This is a genomic window from Peribacillus frigoritolerans (assembly GCF_004358755.1).
Lineage (GTDB): Bacteria > Bacillota > Bacilli > Bacillales > Bacillaceae > Bacillus_P.
On the sequence record NZ_SMZY01000002.1, the window covers coordinates 132674 to 151519 of the forward strand.

At 42.3% G+C, this 18846-nt stretch carries 23 protein-coding genes; 6 read left to right on the forward strand and 17 right to left on the reverse strand.

From position 1 onward, the window contains the following. Window positions 1-53 precede the first annotated feature (53 nt). A complete protein-coding gene (locus tag E2R53_RS08150) occupies window positions 54-548 on the forward strand; it encodes a peptidyl-prolyl cis-trans isomerase (protein WP_133311302.1) in 495 nt (164 codons plus the stop codon). A gap of 35 nt (window positions 549-583) precedes the next feature. Here E2R53_RS08150 and E2R53_RS08155 read toward each other — a convergent pair whose 3' ends face one another. Then, complete coding sequence (locus E2R53_RS08155; RefSeq protein WP_133311303.1) at window positions 584-1912, reverse strand: PhoH family protein; 1329 nt, start codon at window positions 1910-1912, stop codon at window positions 584-586. A gap of 171 nt (window positions 1913-2083) precedes the next feature. On the opposite strand from E2R53_RS08155, the gene E2R53_RS08160 reads away from it, so the two are divergent. Further along, window positions 2084-2692, forward strand: coding sequence for a YhcN/YlaJ family sporulation lipoprotein (locus E2R53_RS08160; RefSeq protein ID WP_133311304.1), 609 nt, complete (start codon window positions 2084-2086; stop codon window positions 2690-2692). Window positions 2693-2745: 53 nt separating this feature from the next. Here E2R53_RS08160 and E2R53_RS08165 read toward each other — a convergent pair whose 3' ends face one another. Beyond that, window positions 2746-3201 (reverse strand): pyridoxamine 5'-phosphate oxidase family protein, encoded by a 456-nt coding sequence (locus E2R53_RS08165; protein ID WP_133311305.1) that lies wholly within the window; start codon window positions 3199-3201, stop codon window positions 2746-2748. 502 nt (window positions 3202-3703) lie between these two features. Between E2R53_RS08165 and E2R53_RS08170 the strand changes: the two genes are divergently transcribed. Next, the gene (locus E2R53_RS08170) at window positions 3704-3904 is read left to right on the forward strand and encodes a YlaI family protein (RefSeq protein WP_133311306.1); all 201 of its coding nucleotides are present in this window, start codon (window positions 3704-3706) and stop codon (window positions 3902-3904) included. After that, window positions 3904-4335 (forward strand): hypothetical protein, encoded by a 432-nt coding sequence (locus tag E2R53_RS08175; RefSeq protein ID WP_133311307.1) that lies wholly within the window; start codon window positions 3904-3906, stop codon window positions 4333-4335. The genes E2R53_RS08170 and E2R53_RS08175 overlap by 1 nt, the downstream gene beginning before the upstream one ends. 8 nt (window positions 4336-4343) lie before the next feature. Here E2R53_RS08175 and E2R53_RS08180 read toward each other — a convergent pair whose 3' ends face one another. The 3 genes from E2R53_RS08180 to typA are packed head-to-tail and all read right to left on the reverse strand — an operon-like array spanning window position 4344 to window position 6830. Continuing rightward, on the reverse strand, window positions 4344-4628 hold the full coding sequence (locus tag E2R53_RS08180) for a hypothetical protein (protein ID WP_133311308.1): 285 nt from the start codon (window positions 4626-4628) through the stop codon (window positions 4344-4346). Continuing rightward, entirely contained in the window at window positions 4625-4948 is a 324-nt protein-coding gene (locus tag E2R53_RS08185; RefSeq protein ID WP_070879027.1) for a YlaH-like family protein, read from the reverse strand. The genes E2R53_RS08180 and E2R53_RS08185 overlap by 4 nt, the downstream gene beginning before the upstream one ends. 37 nt (window positions 4949-4985) lie before the next feature. After that, window positions 4986-6830, reverse strand: a complete 1845-nt coding sequence (gene typA, locus E2R53_RS08190; RefSeq protein WP_133311309.1) for a translational GTPase TypA — start codon at window positions 6828-6830, stop codon at window positions 4986-4988. Between the two features lie 140 nt (window positions 6831-6970). Here typA and E2R53_RS08195 point away from each other — a divergent pair, with 140 nt between their 5' ends. Further along, window positions 6971-7156, forward strand: coding sequence for a YlaF family protein (locus E2R53_RS08195; protein WP_133311310.1), 186 nt, complete (start codon window positions 6971-6973; stop codon window positions 7154-7156). A 239-nt stretch (window positions 7157-7395) separates the two neighbouring features. Here E2R53_RS08195 and E2R53_RS08200 read toward each other — a convergent pair whose 3' ends face one another. The 3 genes from E2R53_RS08200 to E2R53_RS08210 form a co-directional block, all read right to left on the reverse strand. Then, window positions 7396-7851, reverse strand: coding sequence for a GNAT family N-acetyltransferase (locus E2R53_RS08200; protein WP_133311311.1), 456 nt, complete (start codon window positions 7849-7851; stop codon window positions 7396-7398). After that, window positions 7852-8643 carry an inositol monophosphatase family protein gene (locus E2R53_RS08205; RefSeq protein ID WP_133311312.1) on the reverse strand — a complete coding sequence of 264 codons (792 nt, stop codon included), beginning with the start codon at window positions 8641-8643 and terminating at the stop codon, window positions 7852-7854. It abuts the gene before it with no gap. A gap of 153 nt (window positions 8644-8796) precedes the next feature. After that, window positions 8797-8985 carry a hypothetical protein gene (locus tag E2R53_RS08210; RefSeq protein ID WP_070879022.1) on the reverse strand — a complete coding sequence of 63 codons (189 nt, stop codon included), beginning with the start codon at window positions 8983-8985 and terminating at the stop codon, window positions 8797-8799. Between the two features lie 252 nt (window positions 8986-9237). On the opposite strand from E2R53_RS08210, the gene E2R53_RS08215 reads away from it, so the two are divergent. After that, window positions 9238-9888, forward strand: a complete 651-nt coding sequence (locus E2R53_RS08215; protein ID WP_133311313.1) for a YktB family protein — start codon at window positions 9238-9240, stop codon at window positions 9886-9888. 31 nt (window positions 9889-9919) lie between these two features. On the opposite strand, the gene E2R53_RS08220 is transcribed toward E2R53_RS08215, so the two are convergent. From E2R53_RS08220 to E2R53_RS08260, 9 genes are all read right to left on the reverse strand, one after another. After that, window positions 9920-10189: a UPF0223 family protein gene (locus E2R53_RS08220; RefSeq protein ID WP_133311314.1), complete on the reverse strand. Its 270-nt coding sequence runs from the start codon at window positions 10187-10189 to the stop codon at window positions 9920-9922. 35 nt (window positions 10190-10224) lie between these two features. After that, window positions 10225-11181 (reverse strand): NAD(P)H-dependent flavin oxidoreductase, encoded by a 957-nt coding sequence (locus E2R53_RS08225; protein ID WP_133311315.1) that lies wholly within the window; start codon window positions 11179-11181, stop codon window positions 10225-10227. A gap of 116 nt (window positions 11182-11297) precedes the next feature. Beyond that, window positions 11298-12299, reverse strand: coding sequence for a phosphotriesterase family protein (locus E2R53_RS08230; RefSeq protein ID WP_133311316.1), 1002 nt, complete (start codon window positions 12297-12299; stop codon window positions 11298-11300). Between the two features lie 4 nt (window positions 12300-12303). Continuing rightward, window positions 12304-13971 carry a long-chain fatty acid--CoA ligase gene (locus E2R53_RS08235; protein ID WP_133312218.1) on the reverse strand — a complete coding sequence of 556 codons (1668 nt, stop codon included), beginning with the start codon at window positions 13969-13971 and terminating at the stop codon, window positions 12304-12306. A 150-nt stretch (window positions 13972-14121) separates the two neighbouring features. Continuing rightward, window positions 14122-15285 carry an ABC transporter substrate-binding protein gene (locus E2R53_RS08240; protein ID WP_133312219.1) on the reverse strand — a complete coding sequence of 388 codons (1164 nt, stop codon included), beginning with the start codon at window positions 15283-15285 and terminating at the stop codon, window positions 14122-14124. Between the two features lie 68 nt (window positions 15286-15353). Next, window positions 15354-16061 carry an ABC transporter ATP-binding protein gene (locus tag E2R53_RS08245; RefSeq protein WP_133311317.1) on the reverse strand — a complete coding sequence of 236 codons (708 nt, stop codon included), beginning with the start codon at window positions 16059-16061 and terminating at the stop codon, window positions 15354-15356. Then, window positions 16039-16818 (reverse strand): ABC transporter ATP-binding protein, encoded by a 780-nt coding sequence (locus E2R53_RS08250; RefSeq protein WP_133311318.1) that lies wholly within the window; start codon window positions 16816-16818, stop codon window positions 16039-16041. Before E2R53_RS08250 ends, E2R53_RS08245 begins: the two co-directional genes overlap by 23 nt. Continuing rightward, window positions 16818-17798: a branched-chain amino acid ABC transporter permease gene (locus tag E2R53_RS08255; RefSeq protein ID WP_133311319.1), complete on the reverse strand. Its 981-nt coding sequence runs from the start codon at window positions 17796-17798 to the stop codon at window positions 16818-16820. The genes E2R53_RS08250 and E2R53_RS08255 overlap by 1 nt, the downstream gene beginning before the upstream one ends. After that, the gene (locus tag E2R53_RS08260; protein ID WP_133311320.1) at window positions 17795-18661 is read right to left on the reverse strand and encodes a branched-chain amino acid ABC transporter permease; all 867 of its coding nucleotides are present in this window, start codon (window positions 18659-18661) and stop codon (window positions 17795-17797) included. The genes E2R53_RS08255 and E2R53_RS08260 overlap by 4 nt, the downstream gene beginning before the upstream one ends. Window positions 18662-18846 lie beyond the last annotated feature (185 nt).

Below are 18846 nucleotides of genomic sequence, written 5' to 3' on the forward strand. Positions count from 1 at the left end.
TCATGACAAATTGACAGAAAGCGCTTATACTTTTAAAGAAAGGACGTGTAGCAATGGATTCAATCATTTTGATAAAAGGAAATATTGCCTTTCCAATTACACTGGATCCCGGCGTATGGATATTTGATGAGAGAAAAGTCGATCTGACTGTTTATTTTGATGAAAACAAAAAAGAGCGGAACGAACTGGAAGAGTACACAAAGGCAGTCTCCAAACACTGGGACCAGGAAATCCGCGAAGGAGCCAAGCTCCCGGAAAACAAAAATAATAAGCGAACTGAAAAAGAAAGAATTCTGAATGGAACGTTTGGTATACCTTTTCTTCCATTCCTTAAAAATGCGGAGCCTGCTCAGACAGCAAAATATGCTGTATTCAAAACCGGGCAAGGAGACGTAAGAATGTCACTTGAGGAAGCCTCTGCCCTCATCCTTGGATTCAGCAAGAATGGTAAACCCCTTACTGACGAAGGTCCCGTTGCTCTCTATTACGGTGATGGCAGCAACCGCAATAATCCTATTACGAACATAAAAGAAATTATTATTGAGTAAGAAAAGCCGCTGATGACAGCGGCTTTTCCCATCTTTCACAATAAATCTGCAGCCAGCTGAGCAAGGCCGGAGCGCTCCCCTTTTACTAATCTGACATGCCCCGCAATATACTGATCCTTAAACTTTTCCACAACATAGGTTAAGCCATTATTGTATTCATCAAGGTAAGGATGATCGATTTGCTCAGGATCTCCCATTAAGACAATTTTGCTTTTTTCCCCTACTCTGGTCAAAATCGTTTTCACTTCGTGTTTCGTTAAGTTCTGGGCTTCATCAATAATAATGAACTGCTCAGGAATACTTCTGCCTCGAATATACGTCAGGGCTTCTACTTCTATTGATCCCATCCCTGCTAAAATGGCATCCAGCTCGCCAGGTTTTTTCGCATTGAAAAGATATTCTAAATTATCATAGATCGGCTGCATCCACGGTCTTAGTTTTTCCTGTTTTTCACCCGGAAGATAGCCAATATCCTTCCCGACAGGAACGATTGGTCTTGCAACGAGCAATTTTTTGAACGTCCCTAAATCCTCTGTCTGCATCAGACCTGCCGCTAAAGCGAGCAGTGTTTTCCCGGTGCCTGCTTTTCCAATTAATGTGATAAGAGGCATGTCATTTCTGAGAAGCAGCTCCATCGCCATTGTCTGCTGGACATTTCTTGGCCTTATTCCCCAGATGTGATCGTGATCAAATACAAGCCTCTTTACTTTTTTTCCTGTCTTATCAACACATCCGATTGCAGAAGCTGAGCCTCCAAGCGCATTTTTCATAATGACAAATTGATTTGGGTAAAATGGATGATTTGTTACTTCAGACAAAATCAATTCATTTTTCTCATAAAATCTGTTTAAATCATCACCGCTTATATACAAATCAAGATAGCCTGTATAGATTCTGTCAATTTCAACAACCCTGTCGCTCAGAAAATCCTCAGCCAGCAGTCCGATCGCATCAGCTTTTACCCTGACCAGCGTGTCCTTGCTCACAAGGATGACCGGCCGGCCGTTCTCCATTGTTTCTTCTTCAATTGAAAGATTTTTCGCCACTGCAAGAATGCGATTATCATTTGTTTTTTCTATAAAAATCTCCTGAAGTTCATGAAAAGAGCGATGATTCAGCTCAATCCTCAAAAATCCTCCACTAGGCAAAGGAATTTTTTCATGAAGCTTTCCAATCAGCCTAAGGCTATCAATCAGTTTGGAAACATGTCTTGCATTTCGTCCTATTTCATCCATATACCGCTTTTTTGAATCGACTTCTTCAAGAACGACTGCCGGAATCACTACTTCGTTTTCTTCAAAAGAAAAAATGGAATTCGGATCTTGCAGTAAGACATTCGTATCCAAAACATAGATTTTACTCAACCTTCCGCCTCCTACCCAGTTCAGGTTTTTATAGTGTATTGCACGTAAAAGTCAGACGAAGATAATCAAGCTGTAATTGAAGCGTTGCTAAAATATATGAATTGGTGCATAAAGATAGAAGATTTATTAGACAATAAAATTAAAAAGCATGGTCTAAAAAGGAGTGATTTCATGCGCAAATTTGTTTTCTCAGCACTGTTTATTCTTCTCGCACTATCAGGATGCCAAGCAAATCAGGGGTCTCAGGACGACACACCCGAAGATTACAATGGAAAGCCCATTAATGTTCGAAATACAGTAAATGAACCTGTGGAAAAAAAATCAGGTGAACAGATTTCAAAGCGCCTGGTCAATCTTGCTGGGCGTGTACCGGGCGTAAATGATGTCAGCGCAGTTGTTCTTGGGAAATATGCAGTTGTAGGAATTGATGTAAATTCAAAACTTGACCGCAACAAGGTTGAATCAATTAAATATGCGGTTGCAGAAAGCATTCAGCATGATCCTTATGGTGCAAACGCAGTGATTATCGCTGATGCGGATACTACAGTCCGTCTGCGGGAAATGGGCAAAGATCTTCAGCAGGGACAGCCTGTTGGAGGCATCCTTGAGGAACTTGCCGCAATCGTCGGCCGCGTCATGCCTGAAATTCCCAGTGATATGCTGAATAATCAAAGAAATAGACCAACCGAGGAAGATAATGATCAGCTGAACAAAAAAGAGCAAAAAGAGCTTGACCGCGAACAGGAAGATCAGTCAGAAAATCATTTAAATCAGAACTGACTGCTTCCCTTCCGCCTATAATCTTGATTGAAAAAAAGCTTAGATTTCCCAATCTAAGCTTTTTTCATTGCTTCTAACACCTGACTGTCAAGCTTTGCAGCTGCTTTTTCATCATATGTTTTTTCATATGCAGGTTCGGCTGATATTTTAGACCCGTAGAACATGACATCACGGACTTCAGATATCTTAATCTCAATTAAAGCAAGTTTTAATGGGACACCCTCAAGCTTGTCAATTTTGACATGGGCATGGCCATTTATAGAATATGTAGACTCATTTGCCAGCAGCGTAAGAGCCGCAGCAGGATGTTTTTTTACGTTTTCAACAATTCTGGACCGATTATCGACAGCCAGGTAAACTCGTTCTAAATCAGGGGCATACACCCATGATACGGCTGATACGTTCGGAGATCCTGTTTCATGATCAAGAGTTGCAAAAACAGCAAATCTTTCTTTTTGGAGATTGTCAAACAAAGGCTGAATCAATTTTGTTTCTACCTTATTGGCCATTTTCTTCCCTCCATTAAAGTTGTATAATGCTATCATACCTTTTTTTATTTTTGTTTCCAACTGTAAAGTCATCTAGAAAAGCGGAAGCGTCCGTTTAGCTCCGACAGACAGATAAGGATCCGCCAGCAAAGGCGCTTTTTGCCTTTGCTGGCGGATCCGTTCTGGCCGAGGAGTTGGGCGATGGAGCTAGACATCGAAGCGCAAAATTTTATACTTTCTTATCTTTTAAGAAAAGCGGAACCGCCTGTTTAGCGCAGGCAGACAGATAAGGATCCGACAGGAAAGGCGCTTTTTGCCAATACTTGCGGATCCGTTCTGGCCGAGGAGTTGGGCGATGGAGCTAGACATCGAAGCGCAAAATTTTATACTTTCTTATTGGAACCGCCTGTTTAGCTCCACTATAAAAAGATTTATCATCCGATTATTAACATTTAACAACTAATAACAACTAATTTTAAACATTTATTCAACAATTTTCAGAAAAAGAATGATGAGGTGTACCATGAGAGTAAAATGTGTTTTATGCGATAAAGTAGAAACCATTGACGATGAAACGCTTCAGGCGAAGAGGCTGCGAAACCGCCCGATTCATACGTATATGTGCAGTGAATGCGACCTGAGGATTGAAAACCGGACAATTGAACGTGCTAATACAGGAAATTTCAGATTGTACAGAGATAAGAAAACAGAGGATAGCTGGTAGTGGTTAAGAGGGGAGCTCTTATTGGCCTGATCAGCGGTATTGTTCTTGGTCTTTTTTTGAAATTCGCTGAAAGAGTCAGTGGAGAAAAAGTCTATGTGCTTTTGCTTAACATTGATTTTATTTACAAAGAGCCACTCCCTGAGCTTTTTGAATTTGTACTCCATTTGGCTGTTGCTGTCATAATTGGAGTTCTGTATGTTTTCACTTTAACCTTTTTTACTATCACATCACAGCTGAACAGATGGCTGACAGCGTTTGCGCTGACTCTTCCTGCTGTTTTATTATATTTCCCTTTAACGATTCTTGCAGTAAGAGAGACGCCTGCAATAGACGACTTCGGAGCTCTTGCTTGGTGGACAGCCGGTCACATCCTTTTTGCGGCTGCACTGGCTGCGTCAGCTCATATTATGCACAAAAAAACACCTCATTAAGAGGTGTTTTATTTGTAATTCTGATACTTTTCAGGTTCTGCCTCAATCTGATCAATCATACTGTCGATTAATTCTGCCGGAAACCTTGATGATTTCTGCACGCCATTCAGTGTGTAGCTCACAAGATACATGACATCATCTTTGTGTATTTGAACATCGGCAAGATCATGGTTTTCTTTAAGCAATTCATCAAACAGCCTGAATGTATCCACTGCTGCAGTATCTTCAGGACGGGCATCTGCTACAACTTTAATGGAGAGCCAATTATAAAGCGAGTCCTGGAGAGATCTCATGTTGCAGCATTCCGCTCAGCTTTTTTGGACTGATGCAGACGAATCTTATAGATGATTAAGATGAGTGCTGCAACAATCAGCCCTTCTGCCACAGGAAGAAATGCTCCTAAAAAGGTTAAAACTGTACACCCGAACATTAAGAACAAATAGATGACAATTGCCTTTAGCAGGGGCAGCTTTTTAGCAAACCCCAGCTTAAATACGACAATTGATAATCCGAGAATGACCAAGTATAAAATATTTGCCCCCATTTGAGTATCAGGTTCAGTTGCAGTATAAATGGCATACGCAACCGGCCACATACTTTCGTAAACGTTCATCCCGTGTTCCCCTCCATTGCATGTCTAGGGTTAACTTTTACAGCAAGCCAGCTAATTTTTTCTTCTTAGCTTGTTTTTCGCGCTCATTCTTATCAAGAATTTTCTTTCTTAAACGAATAGAAGTTGGTGTAAGCTCACAGTACTCATCATCGTTCAAGTATTCAAGAGATTCTTCAAGAGACATGATGCGAGGTTTTTTCATTGTGCTTGTTTGGTCTTTATTTGCAGAACGGATATTTGTTTGCTGCTTCATTCTGCAGATATTGACAACAAGGTCATTTTCACGGTTGTGTTCTCCGACGATCATGCCTTCATACACATCTTTACCAGCATCAAGGAAAATGATTCCGCGGTCTTCAACACCTTGAATACCATAAGTTGTTGATTTTCCGTTTTCCATAGAAATTAACACGCCTTGACGACGTCCTCCAACTTGACCCGGCTGCATTGGCTGATAGCTGTCAAATGTATGGTTAATGATGCCGAATCCGCGAGTGATTGACATGAATTCTGTAGAGTAGCCGATTAATCCGCGTGCAGGCACGTTGAAAATTAAACGGACTTGACCGTTGCCGTTGTTGATCATATCAAGCATTTCACCTTTGCGGGCACCGATTGATTCCATGACAGAACCAGTATGCTCCTCAGGTACATCAATTTGAACGCGCTCAACAGGCTCACATCTTACACCATCAATTTCTTTTACGATAACTTCAGGTTTAGATACTTGAAGCTCATAGCCCTCGCGGCGCATGTTCTCGATCAGAATAGAAAGATGAAGCTCTCCGCGGCCTGAAACGATCCATGCATCCGGAGATTCTGTGTTTTCTACACGCAAACTAACATCAGTCTGCAATTGAGACATTAAACGCTCTTCAATTTTACGTGAAGTCACATATTTTCCTTCGCGGCCTGCAAATGGACTGTTGTTTACAACAAATGTCATTTGGAGAGTAGGCTCATCAATGCGAAGGATCGGCAATGCTTCCTGATGCTCAACCGGGCAAACTGTTTCACCTACGTTGATATCTTCCATTCCTGAAACAGCCACTAAATCTCCTGCTTTTGCGCTTTCAATTTCTATGCGTTTTAAGCCTTGGAAACCGAATAATTTTGTTACACGGAAGTTCTTGAAAGAACCGTCAATTTTCATTAATGAAACCTGCTGTCCTACTTCCATTGTTCCGCGGAATACGCGGCCGATTCCGATACGTCCTACATAATCGTTGTAATCAAGTAGAGCTACCTGGAATTGAAGAGGCTCATCTGTGTTATCAACTGGAGCTGGAATGTGCTCAACAATTGAATCAAACAATGAAACCATGTTCTCTTCCTGATCAGCTGGGTCCGGGCTTGTGCTTGCTGTTCCGTTCATAGCTGAAGCAAAGATAACCGGGAACTCAAGCTGCTCTTCTGAGGCATCAAGTTCAATAAATAAATCAAGAACTTCGTCTACTACTTCCTCTGGACGGGCAAAATCGCGGTCGATTTTGTTTACAACAACGATTGGCGTTAAGTTTTGCTCAAGCGCCTTTTTAAGAACAAAGCGTGTCTGAGGCATACATCCTTCATAAGCGTCAACAACCAGCAATACGCCGTCAACCATTTTCATGATGCGCTCAACTTCGCCGCCGAAGTCGGCATGTCCTGGTGTATCCATGATGTTGATGCGTGTATCTTTATAATTAATTGCCGTATTTTTTGCTAAGATCGTAATTCCGCGCTCGCGCTCTAAATCATTGGAATCCATCGCTCTTTCAGCAACTTGTTCGTTCGCACGGAACGTACCTGCCTGATGAAGCATTTTGTCGACAAGAGTCGTTTTTCCGTGGTCTACGTGGGCAATAATAGCAATGTTTCGAATATCATTTCGAAGTTTCACATTTTCATCTCCTAAAAAATTAAAATAACCTTATGTATTATACCACAAACTTTTATAGAAAAAAGGAATCATTTTATGTAAACTGATAAAAGGGGCAAAATTTGCTGTCCAAACGGTTATGGAAGGGGATGAAAAATCAGATGAAATCTGGAAAATGGATCTTCTTTCTTTTAGCATTCATTGCAGCCGGATCGATGGTTGGCGTCGGCATTGCAGTTGGTGAAAGAAGTATTTTAGGCATATTACTCTCTATTCTTGCCCTTATTGCGGCAATGGGTTTTGGATTTGCAACAAAAAAGAAAATGCGTGATAAAGGAATTCTTTAACAAAAATCGGGGCCATGTCTCCGATTTTTTTATTTGTTTAGGAAATTATAAAAGGTATAGGTTGTGGATAATGAAATAAAGTTATCCACGTCCAGCTCCAGCGCCTAGATCCTCGGTCAGAAAGAATCCGCCAAAAAGTCAAACCGGGACTTTTCTGGCGGATTCTTATCTGCCTGTCGGATCTGACCAAGGCGCTTGCGCTTTTGTCCTTTTCCGCATAAAAACCCCTTTAAAAGGGGCTATACAGGTTTTACTGAGGTTATATACTCTTTTCCTTGTGTATCTTTTTCGGATTTCAACTGTTCAAATCCGCAGATTCCGAGAAATTGCAGCCAGTCAAGCCTGGATGCCGGACAGCCGGCAAAAACTGCTTTGTGTCCATTCTGTTTTAATTCAGCCGATATTTGCCCGATTATTTCCCTGCCCAGGCCTTGTTTCCGGTGCATATGATGAATCAGGACCGTTCCAATCCACGGTTTCTCATTTGAGGGGGCCCAGTCAAGATGAAACGAGATCCCTATCATTTCATTTGACTTCATCCAGACAAGCCAAGTGCCGTTATACATTTTATAAGATGTCATGTATTCTTCTGCCTGAGAGGGCGTGCATTCCTCTTCTTGCCAAGTTTCGCTTGCTCCTATCAGTTCTTCAAAAAAGGGATAGTCCGAATCTTCAAATGGACGGTATTTAAGCATCTACTTGTTCAGATAATCCTTAAGAATGGTAGAATGAATTCCTTTTTTCGCAACGAAAATACTGTTTTGTCCAAGCAAATTTATTTTTTCCCCATCTAAAGTTGTTGCTTTTGCCCCAACCTCTTCAAGTAAAATCAGACCGGCAGCAAAATCCCACGGAGCAAGCCTAAGTGTAATATACGCGTCAAGCCTGCCAGACGCAACGTAAGCAAATTCAAGTGTTGCCGATCCATATGACCGTGTCCCTCTCACCGCTTTTGCGACAGGAACTAATAAGTTATGATCAAATCGTTTATTTTCCATCACCCATGTAGCATTCAAAGCAATCACAGCCTGGTTTAATGGGACATCCTTAAGATCAGGAAGTTTATAATCATTCATAAAAGCCCCTTTGCCCCTGACCGCATGGTACAGCTCGTCATGAACAACATCATAGATCAGGCCGACTTGTCCAACCCCATCTTCATAAATACCGATTGAGATGGCGAAATTCCTTTGCTGGTGAACAAAATTCATTGTTCCGTCAATCGGGTCCACAATCCAGACGATTCCCTCTAAAGACTGAATGTCGTGGCCAAAGCCTTCTTCCCCAAGAATGCGATGCTCCGGATAGATTTCATTAATTTTTGAAATCAAAAATTGCTCGGTTTCTTTATCCATATTGGTGACAAGATCATCCGGATTCGATTTAGACTGGATTTGGAGCACATTTTGAAAGGACTGGCGGATTGTTTCTCCTGCTGTATATATCCATGATTTTGCATCACTTTCGATCTTAGACCAATTTGCCATGTATAAACCTTCTTTCTATGTAGGTAAGCTATTTATATAAAATAAGAATAACGCAAGGAAATTATGGAAAGCAAGCAAAGGGGCGCCTCCTCAGGAAATGATTTACTCAGATAAAAACGAACCCTTGTGCGAGGTTCGCTTTGTCTGCTGCATTTAAGCCTGCAGTCTGAGCCATTCTTTTCTTAGTCTTTCAAGCTTCCGTTTGCATTCATTCTTCTTTGTTTCGTCGTTTTCGCTCATGGCGTCATAAAGGGTGGCCAATTCATAATCTAATTCAAGTTTCAGCACCCCAATACGATTATCCGATTCCTTTTGTCCAGTAGTTTTCACAATTTGCTTCATCTTTCTACCGCCCCTTTCAAATATTGTCTATAATTGTTAACCAGCGACTTTTCATTTAACATAATTTTCTGATATTTTTATATATGATATGAAACTTGAAAATAGGATGCAACTTGGAACTGAAAATTGTGTATTTACCTATTATTCATTTAATACCACATTCTCAAAGTGTCGAAACGTGCAAGTTTCTTTCGAATCTGCTGGCTGGTGTGCTAAAATGTTCGCATGCACTTGTATCAGGAGGTTGGAGAAATGGACTTTAAAGGATTTACAAATGAAGATTTCGATGTTTTTAAAATAGACGGCTTGGATGAGCGGATGGAAGCTTTAATTCAAACAGTAAGACCAAAGCTTGAGCAGTTAGGTGAAAGATTTGCATCTGATCTCTCAGGAATGACCGGGGAGGAAATGTATGCGCACGTTGCAAAGCATGCCCGCCGTTCAGTTAATCCCCCTAAAGATACCTGGGTTGCATTCGCAGCCAATAAACGCGGATATAAAATGATGCCCCATTTTCAAATCGGCTTATGGGAAACTCATGCTTTTGCCTGGTTTGCGGTTATTTATGAATCGCCTGTAAAAGATCAGTACGGTGCTGAGCTTGCAAAAAATTGGATCAAACTGCGTTCTGGGATTCCAGACCATTTCGTCTGGTCGGCTGACCATACAAAACCCGAAGTATTCATTCAAAAAGACTTGAGCGAAGATGACTTCAGGAAAATGTTTGAACGCCTGCAAACCATTAAAAAAGCGGAACTATTATGCGGTATTAAAATTGAGCGCGTGGATGCCGTTAAAATGAACGGAAAAGAATTTACTGATAAAATAGAAGAAACATTCAATACGCTGCTTCCTCTTTATACTATTGCTCAAAAGGCTGCTCTGTCAAAAAATTTCACTTAAACACACAAAAGGACGGGATGAACCCGTCCTTTTACATTTTGATTTGATCAGAATCGCTGCTTTCTCTGCTTTTTTTAATAGCACGGTAAGAAGAATACCCGCTCATTTCTTCAAAATCATCACAAAGATTTTTCTCTTCTGCTTTGCCCGGGACAATCTCCTTGAATCTCCGGTACGCTTTCATTAAGTCCTCCCGGCTGATCCCTTTCTCATATGCTTTTTCAATCGATTGGAAAAATGCAATCACATCAATGATTTCATTTGTGCTCCAATCAGGCTGAATCGGATATTGATAATCCATTGTTCCTCACCTGCCTTTTCCTGTTGAGTGGTAAGTTAACTCCACCTTAGTCTTATCCCGGAGGCCTCCGTTATCATCCTCGAAATAAGCTGTTCGACGCTTGGCACATCGCGGATTAAGCCTGTTACTTGTCCGGCCCATGCAAAACCATTGTCTATCATACCATCATATATGTATCTTTTGTTAGCATGTCCGCTAATATAATCTTTTAGCTTTTCATAATCAGCTTGTTTTTGCTCCATCTCCAATATTTTGGCTGTCCAAGGTCCCGCTAGAGCTCTTGCCGGCGCTCCAATACTGCGTTTAATGACAACCGTGTCGCGTTCTGAACTGTTTACAAGGGCATGTTTGTATTCCGAATGAGCATGAACACACTCCTGTGTTGCAATAAACCTCGTCCCCATTTCAATTCCTTCTGCTCCAAGGCTAAGAGCAGCCATAAGTCCCCTGCCATCACCAATCCCACCGGATGCAATAACAGGAATCGACACAGAATCAACTACTTGCGGAATTAATACGAACGTCCCCGTGTCATCTCTCCCCAGATGGCCTCCGCCTTCTTGTCCCACAACCATGACAGCGTCTGCTCCAAGCTCTTCCGCTTTCTCAGCCTGTCTTCTGGCAGCGACCAGAACAAGTTTTTTTACGTTTACCCCTTTTAATTGATCGAATATAGCGGAAGGATTGCCGCCTGTCATTGAAATAACCGGCACTTCTTCTTCAATTGCCACATCCAGCAAATCTGAATAGGGTCTGCCGTGCTGACCGACCGCGAAATTCACCCCAAACGGCTTAGCTGTTTTTTTGCGGACTTTTGCAATCTCTTCCCTAAGCAGTTCAGGTTCCCCTAGAGACATAGCAGTTATTTGCCCCAGCCCTCCTGCGTTTGATACAGCAGCTGCTAAATCTGAATAAGCAAGATAGGCAAGCCCTCCCTGAATGATCGGATATTGAATGTTTAGAAGCTCTGTAATTCTTGTCTCCCATTTCATGAAAATTCCCCTTTCGTTAATACATGAAAAATTCCTCTTTTATTCAAATTCTCTTTTTCTGATTCATCTCCTTTTTTAAATGAAATAAAAAAGGCAGCTGTCGCTGCCTCAAGTCATCAAGAATTAATTTTTGCTTCCTGATGAAAAAACAGTTTTGAAGGATTGATCTCAAGCATCGTTCGGATGTTTTCTTCAGGCATTCCCTGTTTCCGCAGCTCCGGGATAATATTTTCAAAAAGGTGGGCAGGATGCCAGTTTTTCATTTTTTCCTGAATCACTTCAGGCAGAATTAGCGGCCTTCCCATCCAATGATTAACCGTGTCATGCGACAGCATGATTTGATCTGTATAGCCATGCGTTACTAATTTCAAAAGCGTTTTTATTCGTTCGTCATCAGTCGGAGCCCCAACCATGCCCTGAATGCCAAAGCGGTCAAATGCTATGAATGCCCCTTTTTCCAATACCTTTAGGTGATAGTCTGTATCCGTATTGCCGCACATATGGCCAATCACAATTTTTTTAGGGTCACAGCCAAACTCCATTAATAATTCGACTTGTTCTGGACCCATTGTTCCTTCCTGTGTATGAGTCAGGATGACCGTGCCTTCCTCGCGCTGCACCCGTGCAGCAGCTTTAAAGAACATTCGTTCATATTCAGTAATGACTCCTTTGCTTGAAGCAAGCTTGATAATGCCTGGCTTTATTCCGGTATTCCTGATTCCTTCTGTTATTTCTTTTTTAAACATTTCATATATTTCTTCTTCAGCTGTACCGAGTCCCTGCCTGAATTTAAAATAGGGCGTTGCTCCTTCTCCCTCGTAATAAAACCCAGTTGCGCACACAATCTGAAGTCCTGTCCGTTCAGATATTTCCTTCAATAGCTCAGGGTTTCTGCCGCATTCGTTCGGTGTTGGATCGACTACTGTGTCAACCCCGAAACTCATGAGCTGCAGCGCAATGGTAATCCCTGTCTCAAGGGCATCCTGTTCATCAAATCCTCCCAGGGAGTCATCGCCGTGGAAACCCGGATAGCCAAACACAAAGTGTTCATGAATTAACGTTTTCCCGAGCAGATCCGCTTCTATTGGTCCAGTTACTGTTTCAACCGTATGCTTCATCCTCTCACCCCACTACCTTTTGTTTTTCTTCTTCCTGAAGCTTTCTCCAAAGCAGTTTGCCGCTTGATGTCATTGGCAGGCTTTCTCTGAATTCAATGTGCCGCGGATATTTATAAGCGGCCATTCTTTCTTTTGACCAGTTCACAATTTCTTCTGCATCAATTTTCCCTTCAAAGTCTTTATTTAAAATAATGAACGCTTTAACGGTTTCACCGCGTCTTTCATCAGGAACCCCCACGACGCACGCCTGCTGTACGGCTGGATGCTGATACAGAACACCTTCAATTTCTGTCGGCCATACTTTAAATCCTGATGCGTTGATCATTCGTTTGACACGGTCCACAATAAAGTAGTAGCCCTCCTCATCACGTTTGCCGATATCACCTGTTCTGAAAAACTTCTTGCCCTCAATATGAATAAAAGATTTTTCATTTTCCTCTTCACGATTAAAATAGCCCAGGAAAATCTGCGGACCTGAAACAACGATTTCTCCTTCCTGCCCAGTTCCAAGCTCTGTCAGATGAACAGGATCGATCACTCTTGCATCCACATCGAAAGAAGGAATTCCCAGACATTGCAGCTTCGAACGGTCTGGCGGATTGAAATGAGTCTGGGCAATGGTTTCAGACAGTCCATATCCTTCAATAAACTTGAGACCTGTCAGTTTATAAAGCTTTTCTCCTACAGCAGCAGGAAGAGCTGCTCCGCCTCCTGCTAAGTTCATTAAGGAAGACATATCTTCTTTTACTAGCGCAGGATTTGCTAAAAAGTCAATCAGCATTGTGCTGATGTTAATCCAGTGTGTCACTTTTAAATCACGAATGACTTTCCTTGCATATTCTCTGTCCCATCTAGTCATCATTACGACTGTTGCTCCTGAAAGAATCGGGATATGCATGCTGTGAACCATCCCTGTCACATGAAAAAGAGGCAAGGTTGCTAAGCAGATGGCATCAGAAGTGGCATTCAGCCAGTGGTAGCCCCCAAACGTATTGGCCTGAACAGTCCGATGTGTATGCATGCAACCTTTTGGCAATCCGGTAGTGCCGGAAGTGTAAGGCAATACAGCCAAATCATCTGCAAGAGCGGTCATTTCAGATGGGGAAAATAAACCCTGCACGGCATCTTTCCAAAGATATTGATTTAAAACTTCTTCTGCACCTCTTTTAACTTCCTCCGGAATATCATCTTCAAGCGATTTCGGTGGAAGATAATCAGAGTAAGCAGCTATAATGACATTTTTCAGTGCAGTTGAATCTACAACAGGCTCTATCCGTTCGAACAGCTCAATTCCGATAATACCTGTCTTCATCTGACAGTCATGAATATAAAACCTTAGCTCCTCTGCCGTATTCATCGGATTAATCGGAACAACAACCGCCCCCGCTCTAAGAATGGCATAATAGCCGATGACAAACTGAGGGGAATTTTGGACGAACAAAAGAACATTTTCACCGCGCGTGACGGCTAATTTCTTTTCCAGGAACCCTGCGAGTGCATCAACTTCGCGCAGAAGCTGCCTGTATGTAATTTCAGCACCATAATAATAAATGGCTGTTTTATCAGGGTATCTCCTCGCCGAAATTTCCAGGTTGTCATAAAGCGTCGTTTCAGGAACTGTTAACGTATACGGCACTCTTACCGGCCAATGTTCAAAATGAGATTGAATCATCGTTATCACACCTCTTCTCCTTTATTTGTAACGCTTACAAGTAATTTCTAACTTTTCTGATAAATACCTTTTACTAATTAAAATATTTTTAAAAATTCTGATCGCGGTAATGAAATAGAGTTTCCCGAAATAACCGGGAAACTCCAGCTATTATTTTTTGATATTGACAAGCTTTCCATCTTCTACGGCATAAATAGAAGTTTTCCAGTCAAATCCATTGTTTTCAATGCCTGTTAAATGCCAGACCATCTGCTCGCCTTCTAGGTTTTTAATCCCTTCTTCCATGTTTTCCATGATTTTAGCCGGATCTGAGACTGTTCCTGCAGCCTGCATGGCTTTTACAGCTACGTGCAGAGCCTGATAGTTAAACGCACTCTCTGCAGTAGGAATCCCGTCACTCACTTCTGCATATTTATCAACAAATGCCTGTCCGCCAGATGCGTCACTTTCTTTAATAGGAAGCGTCCCAATCGCACCTTCCAGCATCTCATATCCGCCTAACACCGGCTCCATTTCTTCAAATTTCGCCTGATCCATCACCATAATTCCCCCTTTAAAACCAAGCTCTCTTGCCTGCTTGATTAGAAGAGCCGTTGGCTGAGATGGCCCGCCGACAAATAGAACGTCCGGCTTTTCTTTTAAGGCATTTGTCATGATTGTGAAGAAGTCTGTTTCTTTGCTGAAATCGACTGAGCCGTCAAACACGATTTCCCCGCCTTTTTTTTCCCAAACAGGCTTAATGGTATCGGTCCAATCTTTTCCGTATTGAGTAGCTGTAGGTATTAAAGCAAGCTTCTTCCCAAAACGCTCCATTTGATAGTCTGCAAACGGCTCTGGATAGGCATCATAAGCCGGAGGAATGCTCAAGGTAAGCTTATTTCCCTGTTCCTGAATTTTAGGCTCACTCGTATAGGCGCCGATAATGAAATTTTCCTGTTCATTAAATACTTGTGTTGCAAAAACCCCTCCGCTGTGCGGAACAAAAACGATTGGAGTCTTGTTTTCCTGCACAAGTCTCCGTGCGTTTGTACCTGTTTCATTCGGGAGATATTTGTCATCAAGGGAAACTATTTTCACTTTGTATTTTTTCCCGTCTACTTCAAAACCATCTTTATTAATTTCATCTGCAGCCATCGTTAAACCCCTTAATGTATTTTCCCCGTAAAATGCCGCAGGGCCTGAAAGAGGACCGCTAAAACCGATATTGACTGTTCCGTCTTTTGAACCTGATTCTCCCGAAGCCGTTGACGATTCACTTGAATTGCAGGCTGTGAGTCCGAATAAAGAAATAGACAATCCAAGAACAAGACCCATTTTTTTCAGCGATATCACATTGATTCCCCCTATTTTTTTGCTTGCCTTCTTCAGACTGAAGGCTATGATCATGCGCCTATGTAAGCACGCTTAATCTCTTCGTTATCAAACAGTTCATCTCTTGAGCCTTCCATTACAAGCTGTCCGCTTTCCATGACATATCCTCTTGAAGAGATGGAGAGAGCCGCATGCGCATTTTGTTCCGCAAGCATTATGGTGGTGCCGTTTTTATGGATTTCCTCTATGACTTTGAACATTTGGTCAACGATAAGCGGTGCAAGTCCAAGCGACGGCTCATCGAGGAGGAGGATTTTCGGGTGGGACATGAGAGCCCGCCCGATCGCTAGCATCTGCTGCTGTCCTCCGCTTAAAGAGCCTGCTGCATCTTTTCTTTTATCAAATAAAATCGGGAATAACGCATAAATCTCATCGAGCCGCTTTTTCACCATTTCTTTTTCTTTGCGGTGGCTGTAGCTGCCCATTTTCAAGTTTTCGTAAACGGACATTTCCGGAAACAGCTTTCTTCCCTCCGCACACTGGACAATTCCGGATCTGACCAGCTTATGAGGAGGTTTGTTCTGGATTTCTGATTCATCAAATAAGATTTGTCCTCCTGAAACTTTATTCAGTCCTGAGATCGTGTTGAATAAAGTGCTTTTCCCTGCGCCATTTGCACCTAATATCGTAACCAGCTCGCCCTGTCCGATCTCCATCGAAACATTTTTAAGCGCCTGATAGCGGCCGTAATAAACATCAATATGTTGCAGCTTCAGCATAGGCATGTCCTCCTAAATAGGCTTCGATGACATTTGGATCCGACTGAATATCCCGCGGCAGACCTTCAGCAATTTTTTTTCCGTGATTCAGGACCATGACTTTATCAGCAAGACTCATGACCATCTTCACCTTATGTTCGATGAAACAGACGGTATAGCCGTGGTTTTTCAGCTTAAGTATGAGCTCTGACAAACCATCCGTCTCATCAGGGTTCACACCAGCCGCCGGCTCATCCAGCAGCACGATCTTCGGTTCAGTGGCAAGCGCAAGCGCTATGGCAACCCTCTTTTGCGATTCCTGGGTAATGGAGGATGCTACTTCTCCTGCCAAATGCTCAATTCCGCAGAAAGATAAAGCCTCCATTGCTTTGTCATAACATGCTTTTTGTTCTGTTTTTTCCCTCCTGCTGTTAAAAATGCCGTCAAACAGATGGGCTTTCGTCCGAAGGCGGTAGCCGATCAGAACATTGTCAATAACGGTTGAATCTGAAAACAAATTCGTCGTCTGAAACGTCCTGCCGATTCCGAGCTTTGCCATTTTTGCCGGTTTGGCTTTTGTTACATCATTTCCTTCAAAGTGAATGCTTCCCGACGTAGGAGAATGAAAGCCGCTGATCAAGTTCAGAAATGTGGATTTCCCTGCTCCATTCGGCCCGATAATGGCGGTAATCTTGCCTTGTTCAATCCCAAGGTCAACGTGATTCACAGCCGTTAGACCGCCAAAGGATTTCGTCAATTGATTTATCTCGATCAGCATCAGCCTGCCTCCTTCACTTTCTCTTTTACCGGTGCTGTCCTGCGGCTGGTAAGATACGTTTTCACAGAATGATAACTGCCGACAAGTCCTTTCGGATAAAAAAGCATGATCAGCACAACAATCGGACCGAAAATCAGCATTCTGTACTCTTCTAAAAATTGAAGAGATTGTGTGACCGATACGATTAAAAATGTGCCAAGAATCGGCCCTGTCATTGTTCCAATCCCTCCGACAAGCAAATACATCAGCATTTCAAACGTAACTGTGATGGCTGAAATGTCCGGGCCGAGAAAACGGATAAATCCTGCATAAAGCACGCCGGCGAGCCCTGCAAAAAAGGCAGACAGGACAAATGACAGCAGTTGATTTTTCATAATATTGATGCCGATTGTTTTTGAAAGATCTTCACTTCCGCGAATCGCCTGCAGTGTTCTACCAAAAAGGGAATCTTTCATTCTTTTCACAACAAAAATCGTTCCAAGCAGGAATACCAGAATGAAGTAATATTGAGATTCGATTGTCTCAAACGTAATCGGCCCGATTGGTGACGGAACTGGAATGCCAATAAGACCTCTGACTCCCCCTGTCACCTCATCCCACTTATCAATGGTTAAATAAATAATGAAACCGACACACATCGTGTATATAGCAAAAAAGTGATGTCTCGTTCTCAGCGCGATCAAACCAATCAAGAAACTCAATGCTACAGTAACAGCCAAAGCAGCAACAAAAGCCAGCCAGAAATTCAGTTGATAGGTTGCCGTCAATATCCCGAGGGTATATGCCCCGCAGGCAAAAAAACCGGCGTGTGCAAGGGAGAGCTGCCCTGTAAATCCAGAGATGATATTTAATCCGTAAACCGCTATCGACCAAATCATGACGAGAATGATGATTTGCTTGTGATAGTGATTTTGAGACATCAGCGGGAACAAGACGGTGATCAGCAGGATCCCAAGCAGCACAAGTCTTTGAATCTTCATGTGCGCGCCCCCTTTGAAAATAATCCTGTTGGTTTTATGGTTAAAATAGCCACTAAGAGAAGAAAAGCTATCATATCTTTATAATCATTTGATAAATAGGTAGCACCAAGGCTTTCCGTTAACCCAAGGAGAAAGCCTCCGACAATCGCCCCTGGTATGCTCCCCATGCCTCCGATAATAATGATGACAAAAGCTTTCATAATAACGAGACTCCCCATCGTCGGAAAGACAAGATTAATAGGGGAAGCAAGCGTTGCGGCTGCAGAAGCAAGACCTGCTGCAATGGCGAATGTAAGCATGGCAACCATATTTGCATTTATTCCTACTAAAAACGCTCCTTCCCTATTTTGCGACATCGCTACAATCGAGGCGCCTGTCATAGTTTTTGTCAGGAAAAAATGAAGAGCAAGCATTAATAAGATGGAAGATACAACAATCAATATCCGCTGCTGGGTCAGTGTCAACCCGAAAATGTCCACCACTCCTGAAAAAGGAGTTGGCATTTGTTTATAATCAGTGCCCCAAATTAAATGAGCCAATGCTTCGAAAAAGAGCATAAGTCCAATGGCCGCAACCATCACCCTCATCGGGTTCACATTCCCCAGGAATTTGAACACAAACTGTTCGCATAAAATCCCTAATACAGCCACAATGAAAATCGACAGGATCATGGCAATCCAATAATTGATGCCGTACTGTGTCATAAACAGCAGGCTTACATAGGCTCCGATTGTATAAAAGGATCCGTGAGCGAAATTAGGGATATGAAGAATGCCAAAAACGAGCGTCAAACCTAAGGCAACCAGACTGTAAACGCTTCCAATTGTGATTCCGTTAAATAATTGCTGAAGTAATAGTTCCATAGCGGGCCCCCTTACTTTTTTTGTATCTGAAAATAAACAAATAGTTGAATAGAAACGTTCGTTTTTAAGTAATTAAGAAGTCTGTATGAATAAGAAGTGTATTTTTCAGTATATAGGCGGAATTAGTAGAAGGATCTGCAGAATGTAATGGATAAAAATGTGGCCCGCTTCAAACCCGGCAGGGC

Coding starts and splice junctions, on each gene's coding strand:
- E2R53_RS08210 (WP_070879022.1), bottom strand. CDS start 8,985: ATGAAGCAAATTGTGAAAACTACTGGACAAAAGGAATCGGATAATCGT.
- E2R53_RS08225 (WP_133311315.1), bottom strand. CDS start 11,181: ATGAAATGGGAGACAAGAATTACAGAGCTTCTAAACATTCAATATCCG.
- E2R53_RS08185 (WP_070879027.1), bottom strand. CDS start 4,948: ATGAACGTTTACGAAAGTATGTGGCCGGTTGCGTATGCCATTTATACT.
- E2R53_RS08220 (WP_133311314.1), bottom strand. CDS start 10,189: ATGGATTATCAATATCCGATTCAGCCTGATTGGAGCACAAATGAAATC.
- E2R53_RS08200 (WP_133311311.1), bottom strand. CDS start 7,851: ATGCTTAAATACCGTCCATTTGAAGATTCGGACTATCCCTTTTTTGAA.
- E2R53_RS08205 (WP_133311312.1), bottom strand. CDS start 8,643: ATGGCAAATTGGTCTAAGATCGAAAGTGATGCAAAATCATGGATATAT.
- E2R53_RS08160 (WP_133311304.1), top strand. CDS start 2,084: ATGCGCAAATTTGTTTTCTCAGCACTGTTTATTCTTCTCGCACTATCA.
- E2R53_RS08180 (WP_133311308.1), bottom strand. CDS start 4,628: ATGAGATCTCTCCAGGACTCGCTTTATAATTGGCTCTCCATTAAAGTT.
- E2R53_RS08150 (WP_133311302.1), top strand. CDS start 54: ATGGATTCAATCATTTTGATAAAAGGAAATATTGCCTTTCCAATTACA.
- E2R53_RS08195 (WP_133311310.1), top strand. CDS start 6,971: ATGAAATCTGGAAAATGGATCTTCTTTCTTTTAGCATTCATTGCAGCC.
- E2R53_RS08245 (WP_133311317.1), bottom strand. CDS start 16,061: ATGCTGAAGCTGCAACATATTGATGTTTATTACGGCCGCTATCAGGCG.
- E2R53_RS08235 (WP_133312218.1), bottom strand. CDS start 13,971: ATGATTCAATCTCATTTTGAACATTGGCCGGTAAGAGTGCCGTATACG.
- E2R53_RS08215 (WP_133311313.1), top strand. CDS start 9,238: ATGGACTTTAAAGGATTTACAAATGAAGATTTCGATGTTTTTAAAATA.
- E2R53_RS08250 (WP_133311318.1), bottom strand. CDS start 16,818: ATGCTGATCGAGATAAATCAATTGACGAAATCCTTTGGCGGTCTAACG.
- E2R53_RS08260 (WP_133311320.1), bottom strand. CDS start 18,661: ATGGAACTATTACTTCAGCAATTATTTAACGGAATCACAATTGGAAGC.
- E2R53_RS08165 (WP_133311305.1), bottom strand. CDS start 3,201: ATGGCCAATAAGGTAGAAACAAAATTGATTCAGCCTTTGTTTGACAAT.
- E2R53_RS08255 (WP_133311319.1), bottom strand. CDS start 17,798: ATGAAGATTCAAAGACTTGTGCTGCTTGGGATCCTGCTGATCACCGTC.
- E2R53_RS08230 (WP_133311316.1), bottom strand. CDS start 12,299: ATGAAGCATACGGTTGAAACAGTAACTGGACCAATAGAAGCGGATCTG.
- E2R53_RS08170 (WP_133311306.1), top strand. CDS start 3,704: ATGAGAGTAAAATGTGTTTTATGCGATAAAGTAGAAACCATTGACGAT.
- E2R53_RS08240 (WP_133312219.1), bottom strand. CDS start 15,285: ATGGGTCTTGTTCTTGGATTGTCTATTTCTTTATTCGGACTCACAGCC.